This window comes from Leifsonia aquatica H1aii (genome assembly GCF_000633535.1).
Lineage (GTDB): Bacteria > Actinomycetota > Actinomycetes > Actinomycetales > Microbacteriaceae > Leifsonia > Leifsonia aquatica_A.
The window spans coordinates 276,293-292,006 of the sequence record NZ_AYMR01000018.1 but is presented as its reverse complement, the minus strand read 5'-3'; the positions used below and the strand labels follow the sequence as shown (position 1 = coordinate 292,006).

Sequence of the window (15,714 nt, the reverse complement as noted above, 5' to 3'; positions counted from 1 at the left end):
GCGTCAGGCTCCCGTCGTGAGGGCGGTGTCGTCGAGGGCTCCGCCGAGCACCTCGTCGAACGTGATCGGCCGGCCCAGCGAGGCCGACAGGTAGATGGCGCGCACCAGGGCGAGCGAGACGAAGGCGTCCTCGACGGTGACCCCGGGCGGCCGCTTGTGCTCGATGGCCTCCACCACGTCCACGTACTGGCGCAGATGCCCCACGACGAAGCGGTCAGCCGCCCGGGCCGCGCCACGCACCTCGGCGGGGTCCACGACCTCCACGGCCCGGTTGGCCACCGCAGCGCCGCTCGGGTCGAACCCGTCCGGTCCGGCGACGGCGAAGTACTCGAGCTGGTCGTCCTCGATGATCGCCGAGCCACGGTCGCCATGCACCTGGATGCGCACCGACCCCCCCGGATAGGCCGCCGTCGTCGCGTGGATCACGGCGAGGGCACCCGATGCGAAACGCACCGTCGCGACGGCGATGTCCTCGATCTCGACCCGTTCATGGGCGAGCAGGGCCGTCTGCGCGATCACCTCGACCGGGCGGCCGAGAAACCAGACCAGCAGGTCGACGGTGTGGACGCCCTGGTTCATCACGGCTCCGCCGCCGTCGAGCTCCCACGTGCCGCGCCACTGGCCGGAGTCGTAGTAGTCCTGGCTGCGCCACCACGCCACGGATGCGATGCCGCTCGTCACGCGTCCGAACGCGCCGCCGCGGGCGGCGTCGGCGACGACGACGGAGGCCGGGTCGAAGCGATGCTGGCTGATCACCGAGACGACCAGCCCGTCGCGCTCCGCCTGCCGGGACAGCTCCAGGATGCGTCGAGCGCGCGTCATCGACACATCGAGCGGCTTCTCGATCACGACATGCGTGCCCGCGGCGAGCGCCTCCTCCGCGAGCTGCACGTGCAGCCCGCTCGGGGTGCAGATCACGACCAGGTCGACGGACGCTTCGGCGAGGGCCCCCGTCAGGCTGGTGTGCTCGGTCGGGCGTCGCACCCCGAGTTCGGACACGATCTGGTCCGCCAGCGCGCTCGCGGCGGCGGGGACGGCGTCCACCAGGGCGCCGATCTCCAGTCCGGGGTGCCGGGCGATCGCCCGGGCGTGGTTGAGGCCGATGATGCCGCAGCCGACGATGGCCACGGTGCGCGGGGTCGTCATACGAGGGTCACTCCGATCCGGTCGGTGAGGGTGCGCAGGGCCCGGGCGGCGCGGCCGAATTCCTCCGGCCCGGAGAAGCCGCCCAGGGTATTCACGTCCGCGAGGTGCGGCTCGAGTGAGGCGAAGCCGGCATAGCCGTCGTCGCGGAGCGCGGCGAGTGTCTCGGCCACCTGACCATCGCCCTCCCCAGCCGGCACGACCGCGCCCGTGGCTCTCAACGCGTCCTTCACCTGGAGGTACTCCAGGTGCGGGCGCAGCGCCGCGTACCCGTCGTCGAACGGGCGGCCGACGCCGACCTGGACGAAGTTCGCGCTGTCCCAGGCCAGCCGCAGGGCGGGCGAGGCGACGCTCTCGACGATGTCGAGGCAGCGCGCGTGGATGTCCCCGTAGATGTCCTTCTCGTTCTCGTGCAGCAGCACCACTCCCGCGGCCTCCGCCGTCTCGGCGAGCGCCCGCATGCGGACCAGCACCTCGTCGCGGATGCTCTCGACCGGGACGCCCGCGGCGCGATAGAACGAGAAGACCCGGATGTACCGCGACCCGAGCCGGTCGGCCACCGCGATGACGCGCCGCAGCCGCTCGACCTCGTGCGCGACCGGGAGCGTCACGTCCACCTTGCCGATCGGCGAGGCCACGGCGGAGACGCCCATCCCGCGCTCCGTCAGGATCCCGGCGAGCCGGTCGAGCTGTTCGTCGGACAGGTCGACCACGTTCACCCCCCAGGCGCTGCGCACCTCGAGGTGCTCCGCCCCGAGCGCCTGCAACACTGCGACCTGGACCACCGGATCCTGGTCGATCTCGTCGCCGAACCCGGAGAGGGTCCAGTCCACCGTTCTCTGAGCGTTCGTGCTCATTTCACTCCTCCAGAGGTCAGGCCACCGACCAGGTAGCGCTGGAATACGAGGTACAGCACGACCACCGGAACGGCGCAGATGAGCGATGCCGCCATCATCTGCCCGTAGAGCGGGATCGCGCCACCCTCCTGCGTCGCGCCGAACACCTGCAGGGCGACGGCGGCCGTCCGGGACTCCGGGTCGGTCAGCACCGACGCGAACAGGACGTCGTTCCACCCGAGCAGGAACGCGAAGATGCCCGAGACGACGATGCCCGGCCAGCTGAGCGGCACGACGATCGAGCGCAGGATGCGCCAGGACGACGCACCGTCGATCCGTGCCGCCTCCTCGAGTGCCCGGGGCAGGCCACGCAGGTAGGTGACCATCACCCAGGTCGAGAACGGCAGGGCGAACGTCAGATAGGTGACGAACACCGCCCACCGGGTGCCGATGATCTGCACACCGAGCAGGCTCGCCGTCGAGGAGAAGAGCACGAACACCGGCAGCAGCATGAGCGTGCCGGGGATCGATTGCAGCCCGAGCAGAGCGCGCAGGAAGGTCAGCCGGCCGCGGAACTCGTAGCGGACGAGCACGTATGCGGTCGCGACGGCGAGGAACGCGCAGACGATCGCGACGGCGCCGCAGACGATCACGCTGTTCATCAGCCCGGTGCCGAGGTCGACCGTCGACCACACTTTGACGTAGTTGTCGAGGTGCAGCTCGACGGGGAGGAACGCACCACCGGCGACCGAGACGTCCGAGTTGATCGACGCGAGCACCATGTAGAGGACCGGCCCGAGCACCACCGCGAGCAGCACCGTGATGATCCCGACGATCAGCGGGCGCGGGAGCAGCCGGGTGATGTCGGCCGACGAGGTGGTGGTGCTCATCGCTTCCCCTCCTCTCCCGTGTCGAGCCGCACAGCCCGCAGGTAGACGAAGAGCGGGATCGCGATCAGCACCAGCGAGCAGATCGCCATCGCAGCGCTCAGTCCGAAGCGGAAGCTCTGGAAGCTCGTGACATAGGTGAGCACCGGCAGCACGTCGACGTCCTGCGGTGCGGGGACGCCGAACAGCACGAACGGCAGGGTGAACGCGTTGATGTTGTGCAGGAACGCGATGATGAGCGCGAGCAGGATCGGCCCGCGCAGGTAGGGCAGGATCACCGAGCGGAGCTTGCTCCCCCAGGTCGCCCCGTCGATCGCCGCGGCCTCGTGCACCTCATGATCGACCGATTGCAGCCCGGCCAGCACGAGCAGGTAGAAGAACGGCCACGACGTCCAGATCTGCACGATGATCAGGGACCAGTAGCTCAGCGGACCGTTGAGGAACAGCCCCGGCTGGATGCCGACGGCGCCGAGCGTCGCGTCCACCACTCCGCCGGGCTGGAGCATGGTGCGCCAGAGGGTGCCGACCACGAAGGCCGGAAGCACGTACGGGATGAGGAAGAGCGAACGGACCAGCGCACGGCCGCGGAACGCGTTCTGCGTGGCGAGCGCGGCCGCGATCCCGATCGGCATCGTCACCACGGCGGCGATGAGTGCGAACGACACGCTGATCCCGATCGAGCGCAGCAGGGACGACGCGGCGATCGCTTCGATGTAGTTCTGGATGCCGATGAACGGTGCCTGCAGCCAGCTCTGGAGTGTGTACTGATCGAGGTCGAGAGTGGACATCATCGCCGCGACGAGCAACGGCACCACGATGATCAGGAGCATCAGGACGCCGCCTGGCAGGAGCATCCAGAGCGGTCGGTTGCGCTCGGAGGTGCGGCGCCGACGCGGCCCGCGTGCCGGCGGGCTGACCCGGTGGCCGTCCGCGGGGGCGGACCCCGCGGACGAACCGTCATCGTGGCCGCTCGAGCTGCCGGGCGCGGCCAGAAGGGAATCGGTCATGATCCGGACCGGCTACTTCGCCTTGCTCAACGCGCTCTGTGCGGCGTTCTGCGCGGTCGCGAGCTTGGCATCGAGGTCGGCGGACGACACGGAACCGTTCGACATCGACGGGATGGACTGCACGACCACATTGGTCAGAGCGAGCTGGGTGTCGCCCCACGCCCCCGTGAAAGGCGTGCCGTACGCCTTGGTCCCGGCCTCGAGGATCGGCGCGATGAGCTCGTTGCCGGTCTCGATCTGCTTCGCCGCGTCGGCGTTGGTGGGCAGATCGCCGAACGTCTTGGTGTACGCAACCTGGTTCTCGGTGCTGGTGAGCATCTTGATCAGCGCGAAGGCGAGGTCCTGGTTCTTCGAGTACTTCGCCACCACCATGTTGTCGCCGGAGATGATGGTCGCCGCCGCCGTGCCGCCGTTCGGAAGAGCGTTCGACCCCGGTGGGATCGTGGGCATCACCGCGTAGCCGTATCTGCCTGCGACGCTCGAACCGTCGAGGGACACCTGCGACGACGACGAGACCATCGGCAGGAACGCTGCCTTGCCCTCGGCGAACGCGGCGACCGCGTTGGCGTTCTTCCAGCCGATCGCGGCCGGGTCGACGACCTTGTCGTCGGTCAGCCAACCGAAGTAGGCCTCGTACGCCTTCTTCACCGCCGGGTCGTCGATCGTGGCCTTCTTGCTGTCCAGGTCGAGGATCGGATTGCCCTGCTGCATCGCCATCGCCCAGACGAACTTCCACGGGTCGAAGCTGTCGGCGTAGCCGATGGCCAGACCGTGGACGTCACCGCGGGTGAGGGTCTTCGCCTGCTCGGCGAGTCCGTCCCAGGTGTCCGCCGGCTTGTCGATCCCCGCGGCGGCGAGCAGATCCTTGTTGTAGGCCATGACGAACGGACGGCTGGCGAACGGGATGCCGACCTCGTGCTTCGCGTCGGGTCCCGAGATGCCCAGCGTCGCCGGCACGAACCGGTCGCGCCCGCCGACCTTCTCCCAGTCGGCCTCGGTGAGCGTGACGAACGCGCCCGTGGAGTAGGCCGTCGGGGTGAAGGTCGTGCCGAGGTCGTAGACGTCCGGACCCTGACCGCTGAGCACGGAGGTCTGGATCTTGGTCAGCTCGTCGTTCGCCGAGGCGAAGGTCTCGAACGACACGGTCGCGCCGGTCTCCTTGTGGAACTGGGCGGAGACCTCCTCGAACCACTTCTTCTGCTCGGTGGGGTAGAGCCCGTTGGCCGCGATCATGACGCTGAGCTTCTTGCCTGTGCCGTCGACCTTCCCGCCTGCGGAGGACGAGCTCCCCGCGGAGGAGCAGCCTGCGAGGGCCAAGGCGACGGCGGCCAGTCCGGCGATCGCGCCGAGCGCGTTCCGTGATCTCATTCGTGACTCTCCTTTGAGACAGGGATATGAGTGTCGGCATCCCCGCCGATGCGGGGAGGTGATTTCTGAGGACTCTAGGCAGGAGTGCACCGGCACAGCAACCGATTGCCACTTATTGCCATGATGTGTTCTGATATCGGCATGCAGCCTCTCGCCGGAGCGGGGCCCGAGCGCCCTGTGACCCTCGCGGACGTGGCGGCGGCCAGCGGGGTCGCCACCTCCACGGCCTCCCGCGCGCTCTCGAACCCGGGTCGTGTGAACGCCCTCACCCGCGCCCGGGTGGAGGCGGCGGCACGGGCGCTCGACTACGTGCCCAACACGCAGGCGCGTGCGCTCACCAGTGGCCGGACCCGGGCCGTCGTGGTGCTCGTCTCCGACGTCACCAACCCGTTCTACTTCGGCATCATCCGCGGGACCCAGCAGCAGCTGCGAGCCGCGGGCTACACGCAGATCCTCGTCGACACCGAGGAGTCGGACGAACTCGAGGACGGCATGCTGCACAAGCTGCGCCGCTCCTTCGACGGCGTGATCCTCGCCGCCTCCCGACTCACCGACCGCCGGCTGACCACCCTGGCCGCCGAGATGCCCCTGGTCGCCATCAACCGGCAGACCCGGGGCGTGCCGCACATCTTCATCGACACCCCGAACGGGATCGAGCAGGCCGTCGAGCACCTCGTCTCCCTGGGCCACACGGAACTCTGCTACGTCTCCGGCCCGGAGAGCTCGTGGTCGAACGCGGGACGCTGGCGCGCGATGGGCAGGGCAGCGGCCCGGCACGGCATCACGGCGACGCGCATCGGTCCCTTCGCCCCGCGCCAGTACGCAGGCGCCGCGGCGGCCGACGCGGTCCTCAACGCCGGCGCCACCGCGTGCGTCGCCTTCAACGATCTGCTCGCCATCGGGATGCTCGCCCGCTTCCGCGAGCGCGGCGTCGACGTGCCGGGCGACGTGAGCATCGTCGGGTGCGACGACATCTTCGGCGCCGACTTCTGCAACCCTCCGCTCACCACCCTCACCGCGCCGATCGAGCAGGCCGGCCGCACCGCGGTGTCGATGCTGCTCTCCCGGCTCGACGACGCGGACACCCGCGGCGTGCGGCAGAGCGCGACGCTGCCCACGCACCTCACCGTGCGGTCCTCCACCGGACCGGCACGGGCGCAGAAAGGACACCGATGACCGCACTCGCCCCGCACCCCGATCGCCTGTTCCCCGTCGATCCGGCCGAGCGCGCGCTCGCGCGGAGCCTACACGCCTCGGTGGCCGACGTGCCGATCGTCTCGCCGCACGGGCACGTCCCGGCGGGCGTGCTCGCCGACGACGAGCCCTTCGGGGATCCCGCCGCGCTGCTGATCACCCCCGACCACTACGTCACCCGGATGCTGCACGCGGTCGGTGTGCCGCTGGACGCGCTCGGGCTCGCGCGGCGCGGCGCGGCGCGGACCGTCTCCGGCCGGGAGATCTGGCGCACGCTGTGCGCGCACTGGGACGTGTTCCTCGGCACACCCGTTCGGTTCTGGTTCGAGTCCGAGTTCAGCGACGTGTTCGGCCTCACCGAGCAGCCGTCGCCGGCGACGGCGGACGCCCTCTACGACCAGCTCTCCGACGCACTGCGCCGCCCCGAGTTCCGACCACGGGCGCTGTTCGAGCGGTTCCGCATCTCCGTGCTGGCGACCACAGACGATCCCGCCGACGACCTCGCCGCCCACCAGCGGCTGCGCGACGACCCGACCTTCGGCGGCCGGGTCGTGCCGACCTTCCGCGCCGATCGCTACATGCACCCGGACGAGCCGACCTGGCGTGCGAAGCTGGAGGCGCTGGCCGCCCGCGCGGACCTCGACACGTCCAGCTACCCCGGCCTGCTCGCCGCGCTGCGCGCCCGCCGTCAGGCCTTCATCGCGGCCGGCGGCACCGCCACCGACACCGGCGTCGTCGACACCGGCAGCGAGCCGCTCACCGCGGACGAGGCGTCGCGCATCCACCGCGCCGCGCTCCGCGGGGAGCTGACCGGCGGGGAGGCCGTCGCCTACCGGCGCAACCTGCTCTACCGGCTCGCAGAGATGTCGGCCGAGGACGGCCTGGTGATGCAACTGCACCCCGGGGTGATCCGCAACCACCACAGCCCCACCCTCGACGCTTACGGCCCGGACACCGGCCACGACCTCCCCGCGGTGGGCGCATTCACCACGCCGCTGACCCCGATCCTGCGCGACTTCGGCACCAGCAGCACCTTCCGGCTGGTGCTCTTCACGGTCGACGAGACGACCTTCTCGCGCGAGATCGCCCCGCTGGCGGGGTTCTATCCGAGCGTCTACGCCGGGGCACCGTGGTGGTTCATCGACACCCCCGCCGCGATCCTGCGCTACCGGCAGGCGATCACCGACAGCGCCGGCTTCGTCAAGACCAGCGGCTTCATCGACGACACCCGGGCGTACTGCTCCATCCCGGCCCGCCACGACATGTCCCGCCGGGTGGACGCGTCGTACCTCGCGTCCCTGGTGCTCACCCACCAGCTCACCGAGGAGGACGCCCACGGACTCATGCACCGGCTGGTCGACGAGATCCCGCGGGCCACCTTCCGGCTCGGGATAGGCTAGACGGGCATTGCTCGATTCTTGCCACCCGCGGGAGAGCTGACCCCCCGACCTCACCCCGTCGTGGCGGAGGCCCCGCCATGACGGCATCTATGAAGGAGCACCACGTGTCACAGGAAGCAACCGCCAACATCGGAGTCGTCGGCCTGGCGGTGATGGGCTCGAACCTGGCCCGCAACCTCGCCTCGCGCGACGGCAACACGGTCGCGGTGTACAACCGCACCTACGCCCGCACCGACGAGCTGATCACCGAGCACCCGGAGGCCGGTTTCGTCGCGTCCGAGTCGATCGACGACTTCGTGGCGTCGCTGGCGAAGCCGCGCACGGCGATCATCATGGTCCAGGCCGGTGCGGGCACCGACGCGGTCATCGACCAGCTCGCCGAGCGGTTCGAGCCGGGCGACATCATCGTCGACGGCGGCAACGCCAACTTCCAGGACACCATCGCCCGCGAGAAGCGCATCTCGGAGACGGGCATCCACTTCGTCGGCGCCGGCATCTCCGGTGGCGAGGAGGGCGCGCTGAAGGGCCCCTCGATCATGCCCGGCGGCTCCGCCGAGTCCTACGAGACCCTCGGCCCCATCCTGTCGTCCATCGCCGCCGTCGCCGAGGGCGAGCCGTGCGTCACCCACGTCGGAACCGACGGAGCCGGCCACTTCGTCAAGATGATCCACAACGGCATCGAGTACGCCGACATGCAGCTCATCGCCGAGGCGTACGACCTGCTGCGCACGGTCGGCGGGCTGGAGCCGGCACAGATCGCCGACGTGTTCGGCGAGTGGAACCAGGGCTACCTCGAGTCGTACCTGATCGAGATCACCGCGGAGGTGCTCCGCCAGGTGGACGCGAAGACCGGCAAGCCGTTCGTGGACATCGTCCTCGACCAGGCCGGGTCCAAGGGCACCGGCGTGTGGACCGTGCAGAACGCGCTCGACCTCGGCGTCCCGGTCGGCGGCATCGCGGAGGCCGTGTTCGCCCGCGCCGTCTCGTCCAAGCCGAACCAGCGCGCCGCCGTGCAGGCGACCATCCGGTCGCGCCCGGAGGTGCAGAAGGCCGACGACGTGCAGGCGTTCGCCGACGACGTCTCCAAGGCGCTCTACGCGTCCAAGGTCGTCGCGTACGCGCAGGGCTTCGACGCGATCATCGCCGGCGCCGAGAAGTACGGCTGGAGCATCAACAAGGACAAGATCGCGAAGATCTGGCGCGGCGGATGCATCATCCGCGCCCAGTTCCTCAACCGCATCGCCGACGCCTACGACGAGAACCCCGACATCGCGACCCTGCTCGAGGCGCCGTACTTCGCCGACGCGGTGCGCGAGGGCGAGGCCGCCTGGCGCCGCATCGTCGCCACCGCCGCCCTCTCCGGCGTCCCGGTGCCCGGCTTCGGCGCCGCCCTGTCGTACTACGACTCGCTCGCCGTGAAGCGCCTCCCCGCCGCCCTGGTGCAGGGCCAGCGCGACTTCTTCGGAGCGCACACCTACAAGCGCGTCGACACCGACGGCACCTTCCACACCCTGTGGTCCGCCGACCGCACCGAGATCGAGTCCGAGGGCTCCAGCCACTGACGCGCTGAACCTCCGAGTACAGGAAAGTGCTCCGAATCCGCACGATTCGGAGCACTTTTCCTGTACTCGGGGGGCGCGGGCGACGAGACTCGATACGTGACGTTCGATGAGCACCCGGAGCTGGCCGAGTACGAGCCGCTGGACCGTTCGCCGCGGCAGCGGCGGGTCGTCCTCACGCGTGTCTTCGTCGTGGTCGCGCTGACGGCTCTCGTGCTCCCGGGCATCCTGCTGACCGTCGGGATGCAGACCGCGACCGCCGAGAGCACCTGCGCCGTCTACGTGCGCCACTACGAACCGGACGCGACGGACTCGTCGGCGCGCTTCGAGCTCACCGGCCCGACCGGTCCCGGCTGGCAGTGCTACGCGCTCAACACCGAGGGAGACGCCACGTTCGTGGCGCCGCTCGGCCTCATCCCGTCGACGCCGCACCAGCTGCCCTGACGAGCGGCCGACGCCGCAAGCGGGCCCTGCCGGCCGTGCGGCGTGCGTCGGCGGCTACGCGGCCCCGTCGAACATCGACGTCACCGAACCGTCGGTGAACACTTGCTCGATCGCGTCCGCGAGCAGCGGGGCGATCGGCAGCACGGTGAGCTTGTCCCAGCGCTTGTGCTCGGGCAGCGGAAGCGTGTCTGTGACGACGACCGAGTCGATGACGTCGGACTGCAGCAGCTCGACGGCCGGGTCGCTGAAGACGGCGTGCGTCGCCGCGACGACCACGCCGGTGGCGCCGTTGGCCTTGAGGGCCTCCGCCGCCTTCACGATGGTGCGGCCGGTGTCGATCAGGTCGTCCACCAGGAGGCACACCCGGCCGCGCACGTCGCCGACGATCTCGTGCACCGAGACCTGGTTCGGCACCAGCGGGTCGCGGCGCTTGTGGATGATCGCGAGCGGGACGCCCAGCTTGTCGCTCCAGTTGTCGGCGACGCGCACACGGCCCATGTCCGGCGAGACGACGGTCAGGGTCGACGGGTCGAGCTCGCGGCGCATGTGCTCCAGGAGCACGGGCATCGCGAACAGGTGGTCGACCGGGCCGTCGAAGAAGCCCTGGATCTGCGCGGCGTGGAGGTCGACCGACATGATGCGGTCGGCGCCCGCCGCCTTGAACAGGTCGGCGACCAGGCGGGCCGAGATCGGCTCGCGCCCGCGGCCCTTCTTGTCCTGACGGGCGTACGGGTAGAACGGCGCGACCACGGTGATCCGCTTGGCCGAGGCGCGCTTGAGCGCGTCGACCATGATCAGCTGCTCCATGAGCCACTCGTTGATCGGCGAGGTGTGGGACTGGATGACGAAGGCGTCCGAGCCGCGCACGCTCTCGTCGAAGCGGGCGTAGATCTCCCCGTTCGCGAACGTCCGGGCGTCGGTGGGGACCAGCTCGCTGCCGAGGCTCTCGGCGATCTCCTTGGCCAGCTGGGGGTGCGCGCGACCCGAGATGAGGACGAGGCGCTTCTGGCCGTTGGCGGTGATCCCAGACACTTATTCTCCGCTTTCTTCCGCTGCTCGGGCGGCGTCGGTGCCCGGTCGCTTCTGCGCGACCCAGCCTTCAATGTTGCGTTGAGGGGCGACCGTGATGGCGAGGGAGCCGGCCGGAACGTCCTTGCGGACGACCGTTCCCGCTCCGGTGTACGCTCCGTCACCCATCCTAACCGGCGCGACGAACACCGTGTTCGTGGCTGCACGCACGTGCGACCCGATCTCGGTGCGGTGCTTGTTCACGCCGTCGTAGTTGGCCGTGATGACGCCGGCGCCGAGGTTCGACTTCTCCCCCACCTCGGCGTCGCCGACGTAGTTGAAATGCGCCAGCTTGGTCCCGGCCCCGATGGTGGCGTTCTTCGTCTCGACGAACGTGCCGATCTTGCCGCCGTCCCCGAGCACGGTTCCCGGCCGCAGGTAGGCGAACGGGCCGACCGTCGCGCCCGCGCCGATGACGGCCAGGGTCGCGTCCGTGCGCTTCACCGTCGCGCCCGGGCCGACCTCGCAGTCGACCAGCGTCGTGTCCGGGCCGACCGTCGCCCCGGTCTCCACCACCGTCGCACCGCGCAGCTGGGTGCCCGGGAGGATCGTGACGTCCGGCGCCAGCTTCGCCCGCACGTCGATCCAGGTCGTCGCCGGATCCTGGACCGTCACACCGGCCAGCTGCCACGTGCGCACCAGCAGGGCGTTCAGTTTCGCGGCCATCTCGCTCAGCTGGGCGCGGTCGTTGATGCCCTCGACCAGCCAGGAGTCGGCCACGGGGAGGGCGTCGACGTCGAAGCCCGCCTCGCGCAGGAGTCCGATCACGTCGGTCAGGTACTTCTCGCCCTGGGCGTTGTCGGTCGTGATCGCCGCCAGCTCGTCCCGCAGCGCCGCCGCGCCGAAGAGGTAGATGCCCGCGTTGATCTCGCCGATGGCGCGCTCTTCGTCGCTGGCGTCCTTGTGCTCGACGATGCGGTCGAGGGTGCCGGAGGCGTTGCGCACGATGCGGCCGTACCCGGTCGCGTCCGCGGGGAAGCTGGAGAGGATGGTCGCCGCCGCGCCGCTTCCACGGTGCGTGGCGATCAGATCGTTCAGGGTGACCGCGTCGAGCAGGGGGACGTCCCCGTTGACGACGAGCACGTCGCCGGCGAAGTCGTCCGGGAGCGCGGCGACGGCCTGCTCCACGGCCCGCCCGGTGCCGGGGATCTCGTCCTGGTCGACGATCACGGCCTCCGGCAGGTCGGACGCGATGACCGCGGCCAGCCGGTCGCGCTCGTGCCGGACGACGGCGACGACGTGCGCCGCGTCGAGCTCGCGCGCGGTGGCGAGCACGTGACCCACGATCGGGATGCCGCCGAGCTCGTGCAGCAGCTTCGGGGTCGTGGACTTCATGCGCGTTCCCTGGCCCGCCGCGAGGACGACGATGGCGAGATTCTTGTCGGTCATGTCCCTCCCGGGGTCGGTGCGGCGGGGTGCCGCTCCGCCTCCAGGACTCGAACCTGGACCTAACAGCTCCAAAGGCTGTCGTGCTGCCATTACACCAAGGCGGAACGCGCAGAAACGCGCAGAGGACAGTCTGCCAGACGCGCCCCGTGCGGGAGGTGGACACGTCGGGCGGGCAACACGCCCGACGGTGAATACGATGGAGGGATGGGAGACGCACGCGACGGTGGACCGCGCGACGAAGTGGACCGCATCGTCGGGGCCTGGCTGCGCGAGCGCCCCGACCTCGACTTCTCCCCGTTGCAGGTGCTCTCGCGGGTCGACCGGCTCTCCCGGCACCTCGACCGCGCGCGCCGCGCGGCGTTCGACCGCTCCGACCTCGACTCGTGGGAGTTCGACGTGCTTTCGGCGTTGCGCCGGGCGGGGACGCCGTACCAGCTCAGCCCGAAGTCCCTGCTCCAGCAGACCCTGGTCTCCAGCGGGACGATGACGAACCGGATCGACCGGCTGGTCTCCCGCGGCCTGGTCGAGCGCCGCACCGACCCCAACGACGGGCGCGGCATCCTGGTGCAGATGAGCGCGCAGGGCCTCGCCCGCGTGGATGCCGCGATCACCCGCCTCGTCGACGCCGAGGCCGACCTGCTCGACGCCCTCTCCGCCTCGGATCAGGAACGCCTCGCCTCCCTGCTGCGCAAGCTCAGCCTGAGCTTCGATTCCTGACCTCTCCTCCACCGGCGGACCGAACGTCACCGGCGGACCGAACGTCACGAAAGCGCGCGTCGCACGCCACATCCGGTCCACCTGTCCGAAGCACCGCGCGCAGGAGGCTCGTGCCGCACTCCCAGGAGACCGTTATCCCGCTCTCATAAACTCGCTGTCGATGAGACTCTCCCGATTGAAGCGCCTGCCGTCGCGGGTGAAACGCGCCGCCCGCTTCGAGATCCACGCGCACTGGCGCCGCCAGCCGCTCGTCGCCGGGAGCGTCTTCTACGAGTCCTTCTCCGGCAACGGGATGCTCGACAACCCCGAGGCGATCTTCCGGGCGCTGCTCGCGGCCCCCGACCTGCAGGGACTGACCCACATCTGGGCGCTCTCCGACCTCGACCAGTACCGCTCCACGGTCGAGGAGTTCGCGGACGACGACCGGGTGAGCTTCGTCCGGTTCGGCTCCGCCGCCTACTACCGCGCGCTCGCGACGAGCCAGTACCTGGTCAACAACGCGACCTTCCCGCCCGACTTCTCGAAGCGCTCCGGCCAGGTCTACCTCAACACCTGGCACGGCACGCCCCTGAAGCGGATGGGCTACGACATCGAGGACGGCGCGCTGGGCACGGCGAACATCGTCCGCAACTTCGTGCAGGCCGACTACCTGCTCTCGGCGAACCCGTTCATGAGCGAGCAGATGTACGAGACCGCCTACAAACTGACCGGGATCTACCGCGGCACCGTCGTCGAGGAGGGCTACCCCCGGATCGATCGCCAGTTCCTGGACGAGGCGGGCCGTGACCGGGTCCGCGCACGGCTCGTCGCGGCGGGCATCCCGCTCGGCGACCGCAAGGTCGTCCTCTACGCCCCGACGTGGAAGGGTGCGACGTTCGGCCGGCCGACGGACGACCTCGACGAGCTGCTCGACCACATCCATCGCATCGAGGAGCAGATCGACACCAGCCGGTACGCGGTGCTGCTCAAGACGCACCAGTCGGTGCACAAGCTCGCCGCCCACCGGCCCGAGCTCACGCGCCTCCTCGTGCCCAACGAGATCCCCACCAACGAGGTGCTGGGCGTCTCGGACCTGCTCGTCTCCGACTACTCGAGCATCTTCTTCGACTTCCTGCAGACCGGCCGACCGATCGTGTTCTTCACCCCCGATCTCGCCGACTACGCCGGAACGCGCGGCCTGTACTTCGAGCCCGACGAGTGGCCGGGACCGGTGTTCGAATCGGCACGCGAGGTCGGCGAGCAGCTCGCCCGCATCGCGGCCGACGACGACCGCGTCCCCGCCGACGCGGCGGAGCGGTACGCCTCGATGCAGAGCCGCTTCACGCCCTCGGAGGACGGCCACGCCGCCGAACGTGTCGTCGACATCGTGTTCCGCGGCACCCGGGACGGCTACCGGCTGCGCACCGGGCTGGCCGACGACGGCCGGAAGAAGATCCTGCTGTACCTCGGCGGTATGCGCCCCAACGGCATCACCACCTCGGCCCTCAACCTGCTGAACAACATCGATCACGACGTCTACGACGTCTCCGCGCTGTTCTCGCAGAGCCGGTCGCAGCCGGCGATCGCCAAGCAGAAGCAGATCCACCCCGCGGTGCGTCAGTTCCCGCGCGTGGGAGGCATGAACGGCGCGAAGCTGCTGCACCTGGCCCGCCACCTGCACTTCCGCCGCGGCCGGATCGCCGAGCACGCGGACATGCCCGCGCAGAACGCGCTCTGGGACGACGAGTGGTACCGCTGCTTCGGCGACAGCCGCTTCGACTACGTGGTCGACTTCTCCGGCTACGGACCGTTCTGGGCGGCCCTGCTGCTGCACTCGCCCGACGCGCAGCGCGCCATCTGGCTGCACAACGATCTCGCCTCGGACGCGCACCGCGAGGTCAACGGCGAGAAGAAGATGCTGCACAGCCTGACCCAGATCTTCACTCTCTACGGCCAGTACGACCACCTGGTCTCGGTGTCTCCCACGCTCTCCGACATCAATCGGGAGGCGCTCGCCGAGTACGCGGCGCCGGACAAGTTCCTCTCCGCGCTGAACACCGTCGACGCCGAGCACATCCTCGAGTATGCGCAGGCCGACCTGCACGAGATCGCCTTCGACGAGGAGACCGGGAGCGTTCCGGCCTGGGCCGAGGCGCTGCTCGCCGACGACGACGTGACCACCTTCGTGAACGTCGGCCGGCTCTCGCCCGAGAAGAATCAGGGCCGCCTGATCCGCGCGTTCGCCGAGGTGCACGACGCCCACCCGAAGACGCGCCTGGTGATCGTCGGCGACGGGCCGCTCGCCGACGAACTGGAGGCGCTGATCGCCGAGCGCGGCCTGCAGGGTGCCGTGTTCCTCACGGGGATGCAGCGCAACCCGCACGCGATCATGGCTGCGGCCGACTGCTTCGTGCTCTCCAGCGACTACGAGGGCCAGCCGATGGTCATCCTCGAGGCCCTCGTCCTCGGGCTCCCGATCGTGACGGTCGAGTTCGCGTCCGCGAAGAACGCGCTGCCCGCCGGAAGCGGCCTCGTCGTCCCGCAGACGGACGAGGGCGTGGCCGACGGTCTGCGCGCCTACCTGGCCGGCGACGTGCCGGAGAGCCGGTTCGACTACGCCGCCTACAACCGCAAGGCGGTGGGCGAGTTCTACCGCGCCATCGGCGCCGCCCCGGTGTTCGCCGAGCGCGGCTGAGCGAGGCGGGAAGGGCAGGGCAGGCGGA

13 protein-coding genes and 1 tRNA gene are annotated in these 15,714 nt (G+C 70.0%); 6 read left to right on the top strand and 8 right to left on the bottom strand.

Annotated elements, in window-relative coordinates:
* Positions 1-3 precede the first annotated feature (3 nt).
* The 5 genes from U870_RS0117280 to U870_RS0117260 are packed head-to-tail and all read right to left on the bottom strand — an operon-like array spanning position 4 to position 5,241.
* On the bottom strand, positions 4-1,146 hold the full coding sequence (locus tag U870_RS0117280) for a Gfo/Idh/MocA family protein (protein ID WP_029947778.1): 1,143 nt from the start codon (positions 1,144-1,146) through the stop codon (positions 4-6).
* Positions 1,143-2,000, bottom strand: a complete 858-nt coding sequence (locus tag U870_RS0117275) for a sugar phosphate isomerase/epimerase family protein (RefSeq protein WP_025158628.1) — start codon at positions 1,998-2,000, stop codon at positions 1,143-1,145. Before U870_RS0117275 ends, U870_RS0117280 begins: the two co-directional genes overlap by 4 nt.
* A complete protein-coding gene (locus U870_RS0117270) occupies positions 1,997-2,869 on the bottom strand; it encodes a carbohydrate ABC transporter permease (protein WP_025158627.1) in 873 nt (290 codons plus the stop codon). Before U870_RS0117270 ends, U870_RS0117275 begins: the two co-directional genes overlap by 4 nt.
* Complete coding sequence (locus U870_RS0117265; protein ID WP_025158626.1) at positions 2,866-3,873, bottom strand: carbohydrate ABC transporter permease; 1,008 nt, start codon at positions 3,871-3,873, stop codon at positions 2,866-2,868. Before U870_RS0117265 ends, U870_RS0117270 begins: the two co-directional genes overlap by 4 nt.
* Before the next feature lie 12 nt (positions 3,874-3,885).
* Entirely contained in the window at positions 3,886-5,241 is a 1,356-nt protein-coding gene (locus U870_RS0117260; protein ID WP_025158625.1) for an ABC transporter substrate-binding protein, read from the bottom strand.
* 141 nt (positions 5,242-5,382) lie between these two features.
* Here U870_RS0117260 and U870_RS0117255 point away from each other — a divergent pair, with 141 nt between their 5' ends.
* From U870_RS0117255 to U870_RS0117240, 4 genes are all read left to right on the top strand, one after another.
* Positions 5,383-6,417 carry a LacI family DNA-binding transcriptional regulator gene (locus U870_RS0117255; RefSeq protein ID WP_025158624.1) on the top strand — a complete coding sequence of 345 codons (1,035 nt, stop codon included), beginning with the start codon at positions 5,383-5,385 and terminating at the stop codon, positions 6,415-6,417.
* The gene (gene uxaC, locus U870_RS0117250) at positions 6,414-7,835 is read left to right on the top strand and encodes a glucuronate isomerase (RefSeq protein ID WP_025158623.1); all 1,422 of its coding nucleotides are present in this window, start codon (positions 6,414-6,416) and stop codon (positions 7,833-7,835) included. The genes U870_RS0117255 and uxaC overlap by 4 nt, the downstream gene beginning before the upstream one ends.
* A 104-nt stretch (positions 7,836-7,939) precedes the next feature.
* Positions 7,940-9,397, top strand: coding sequence for an NADP-dependent phosphogluconate dehydrogenase (gndA, locus tag U870_RS0117245; protein WP_025158622.1), 1,458 nt, complete (start codon positions 7,940-7,942; stop codon positions 9,395-9,397).
* A 96-nt stretch (positions 9,398-9,493) separates the two neighbouring features.
* A complete protein-coding gene (locus U870_RS0117240; protein WP_025158621.1) occupies positions 9,494-9,838 on the top strand; it encodes a hypothetical protein in 345 nt (114 codons plus the stop codon).
* Between the two features lie 54 nt (positions 9,839-9,892).
* On the opposite strand, the gene U870_RS0117235 is transcribed toward U870_RS0117240, so the two are convergent.
* The 3 genes from U870_RS0117235 to U870_RS0117225 form a co-directional block, all read right to left on the bottom strand.
* Positions 9,893-10,870, bottom strand: a complete 978-nt coding sequence (locus U870_RS0117235; RefSeq protein ID WP_025158620.1) for a ribose-phosphate diphosphokinase — start codon at positions 10,868-10,870, stop codon at positions 9,893-9,895.
* Positions 10,871-12,295, bottom strand: coding sequence for a bifunctional UDP-N-acetylglucosamine diphosphorylase/glucosamine-1-phosphate N-acetyltransferase GlmU (gene glmU, locus U870_RS0117230; protein WP_025158619.1), 1,425 nt, complete (start codon positions 12,293-12,295; stop codon positions 10,871-10,873). It lies immediately after the preceding gene.
* Positions 12,296-12,327: 32 nt separating this feature from the next.
* Positions 12,328-12,399 (bottom strand) — tRNA-Gln (locus U870_RS0117225).
* Between the two features lie 100 nt (positions 12,400-12,499).
* Here U870_RS0117225 and U870_RS0117220 point away from each other — a divergent pair.
* Together U870_RS0117220 and U870_RS0117215 are read left to right on the top strand one after the other, a co-directional pair.
* The gene (locus U870_RS0117220) at positions 12,500-13,012 is read left to right on the top strand and encodes a MarR family winged helix-turn-helix transcriptional regulator (RefSeq protein WP_025158618.1); all 513 of its coding nucleotides are present in this window, start codon (positions 12,500-12,502) and stop codon (positions 13,010-13,012) included.
* 160 nt (positions 13,013-13,172) lie between these two features.
* Positions 13,173-15,686 carry a glycosyltransferase gene (locus U870_RS0117215; protein ID WP_025158617.1) on the top strand — a complete coding sequence of 838 codons (2,514 nt, stop codon included), beginning with the start codon at positions 13,173-13,175 and terminating at the stop codon, positions 15,684-15,686.
* Positions 15,687-15,714: the final 28 nt, after the last annotated feature.

Coding starts and splice junctions, on each gene's coding strand:
- U870_RS0117280 (WP_029947778.1), bottom strand. CDS start 1,146: ATGACGACCCCGCGCACCGTGGCCATCGTCGGCTGCGGCATCATCGGC.
- U870_RS0117275 (WP_025158628.1), bottom strand. CDS start 2,000: ATGAGCACGAACGCTCAGAGAACGGTGGACTGGACCCTCTCCGGGTTC.
- U870_RS0117270 (WP_025158627.1), bottom strand. CDS start 2,869: ATGAGCACCACCACCTCGTCGGCCGACATCACCCGGCTGCTCCCGCGC.
- U870_RS0117265 (WP_025158626.1), bottom strand. CDS start 3,873: ATGACCGATTCCCTTCTGGCCGCGCCCGGCAGCTCGAGCGGCCACGAT.
- U870_RS0117260 (WP_025158625.1), bottom strand. CDS start 5,241: ATGAGATCACGGAACGCGCTCGGCGCGATCGCCGGACTGGCCGCCGTC.
- U870_RS0117255 (WP_025158624.1), top strand. CDS start 5,383: ATGCAGCCTCTCGCCGGAGCGGGGCCCGAGCGCCCTGTGACCCTCGCG.
- uxaC (WP_025158623.1), top strand. CDS start 6,414: ATGACCGCACTCGCCCCGCACCCCGATCGCCTGTTCCCCGTCGATCCG.
- glmU (WP_025158619.1), bottom strand. CDS start 12,295: ATGACCGACAAGAATCTCGCCATCGTCGTCCTCGCGGCGGGCCAGGGA.
- U870_RS0117220 (WP_025158618.1), top strand. CDS start 12,500: ATGGGAGACGCACGCGACGGTGGACCGCGCGACGAAGTGGACCGCATC.
- U870_RS0117215 (WP_025158617.1), top strand. CDS start 13,173: ATGAGACTCTCCCGATTGAAGCGCCTGCCGTCGCGGGTGAAACGCGCC.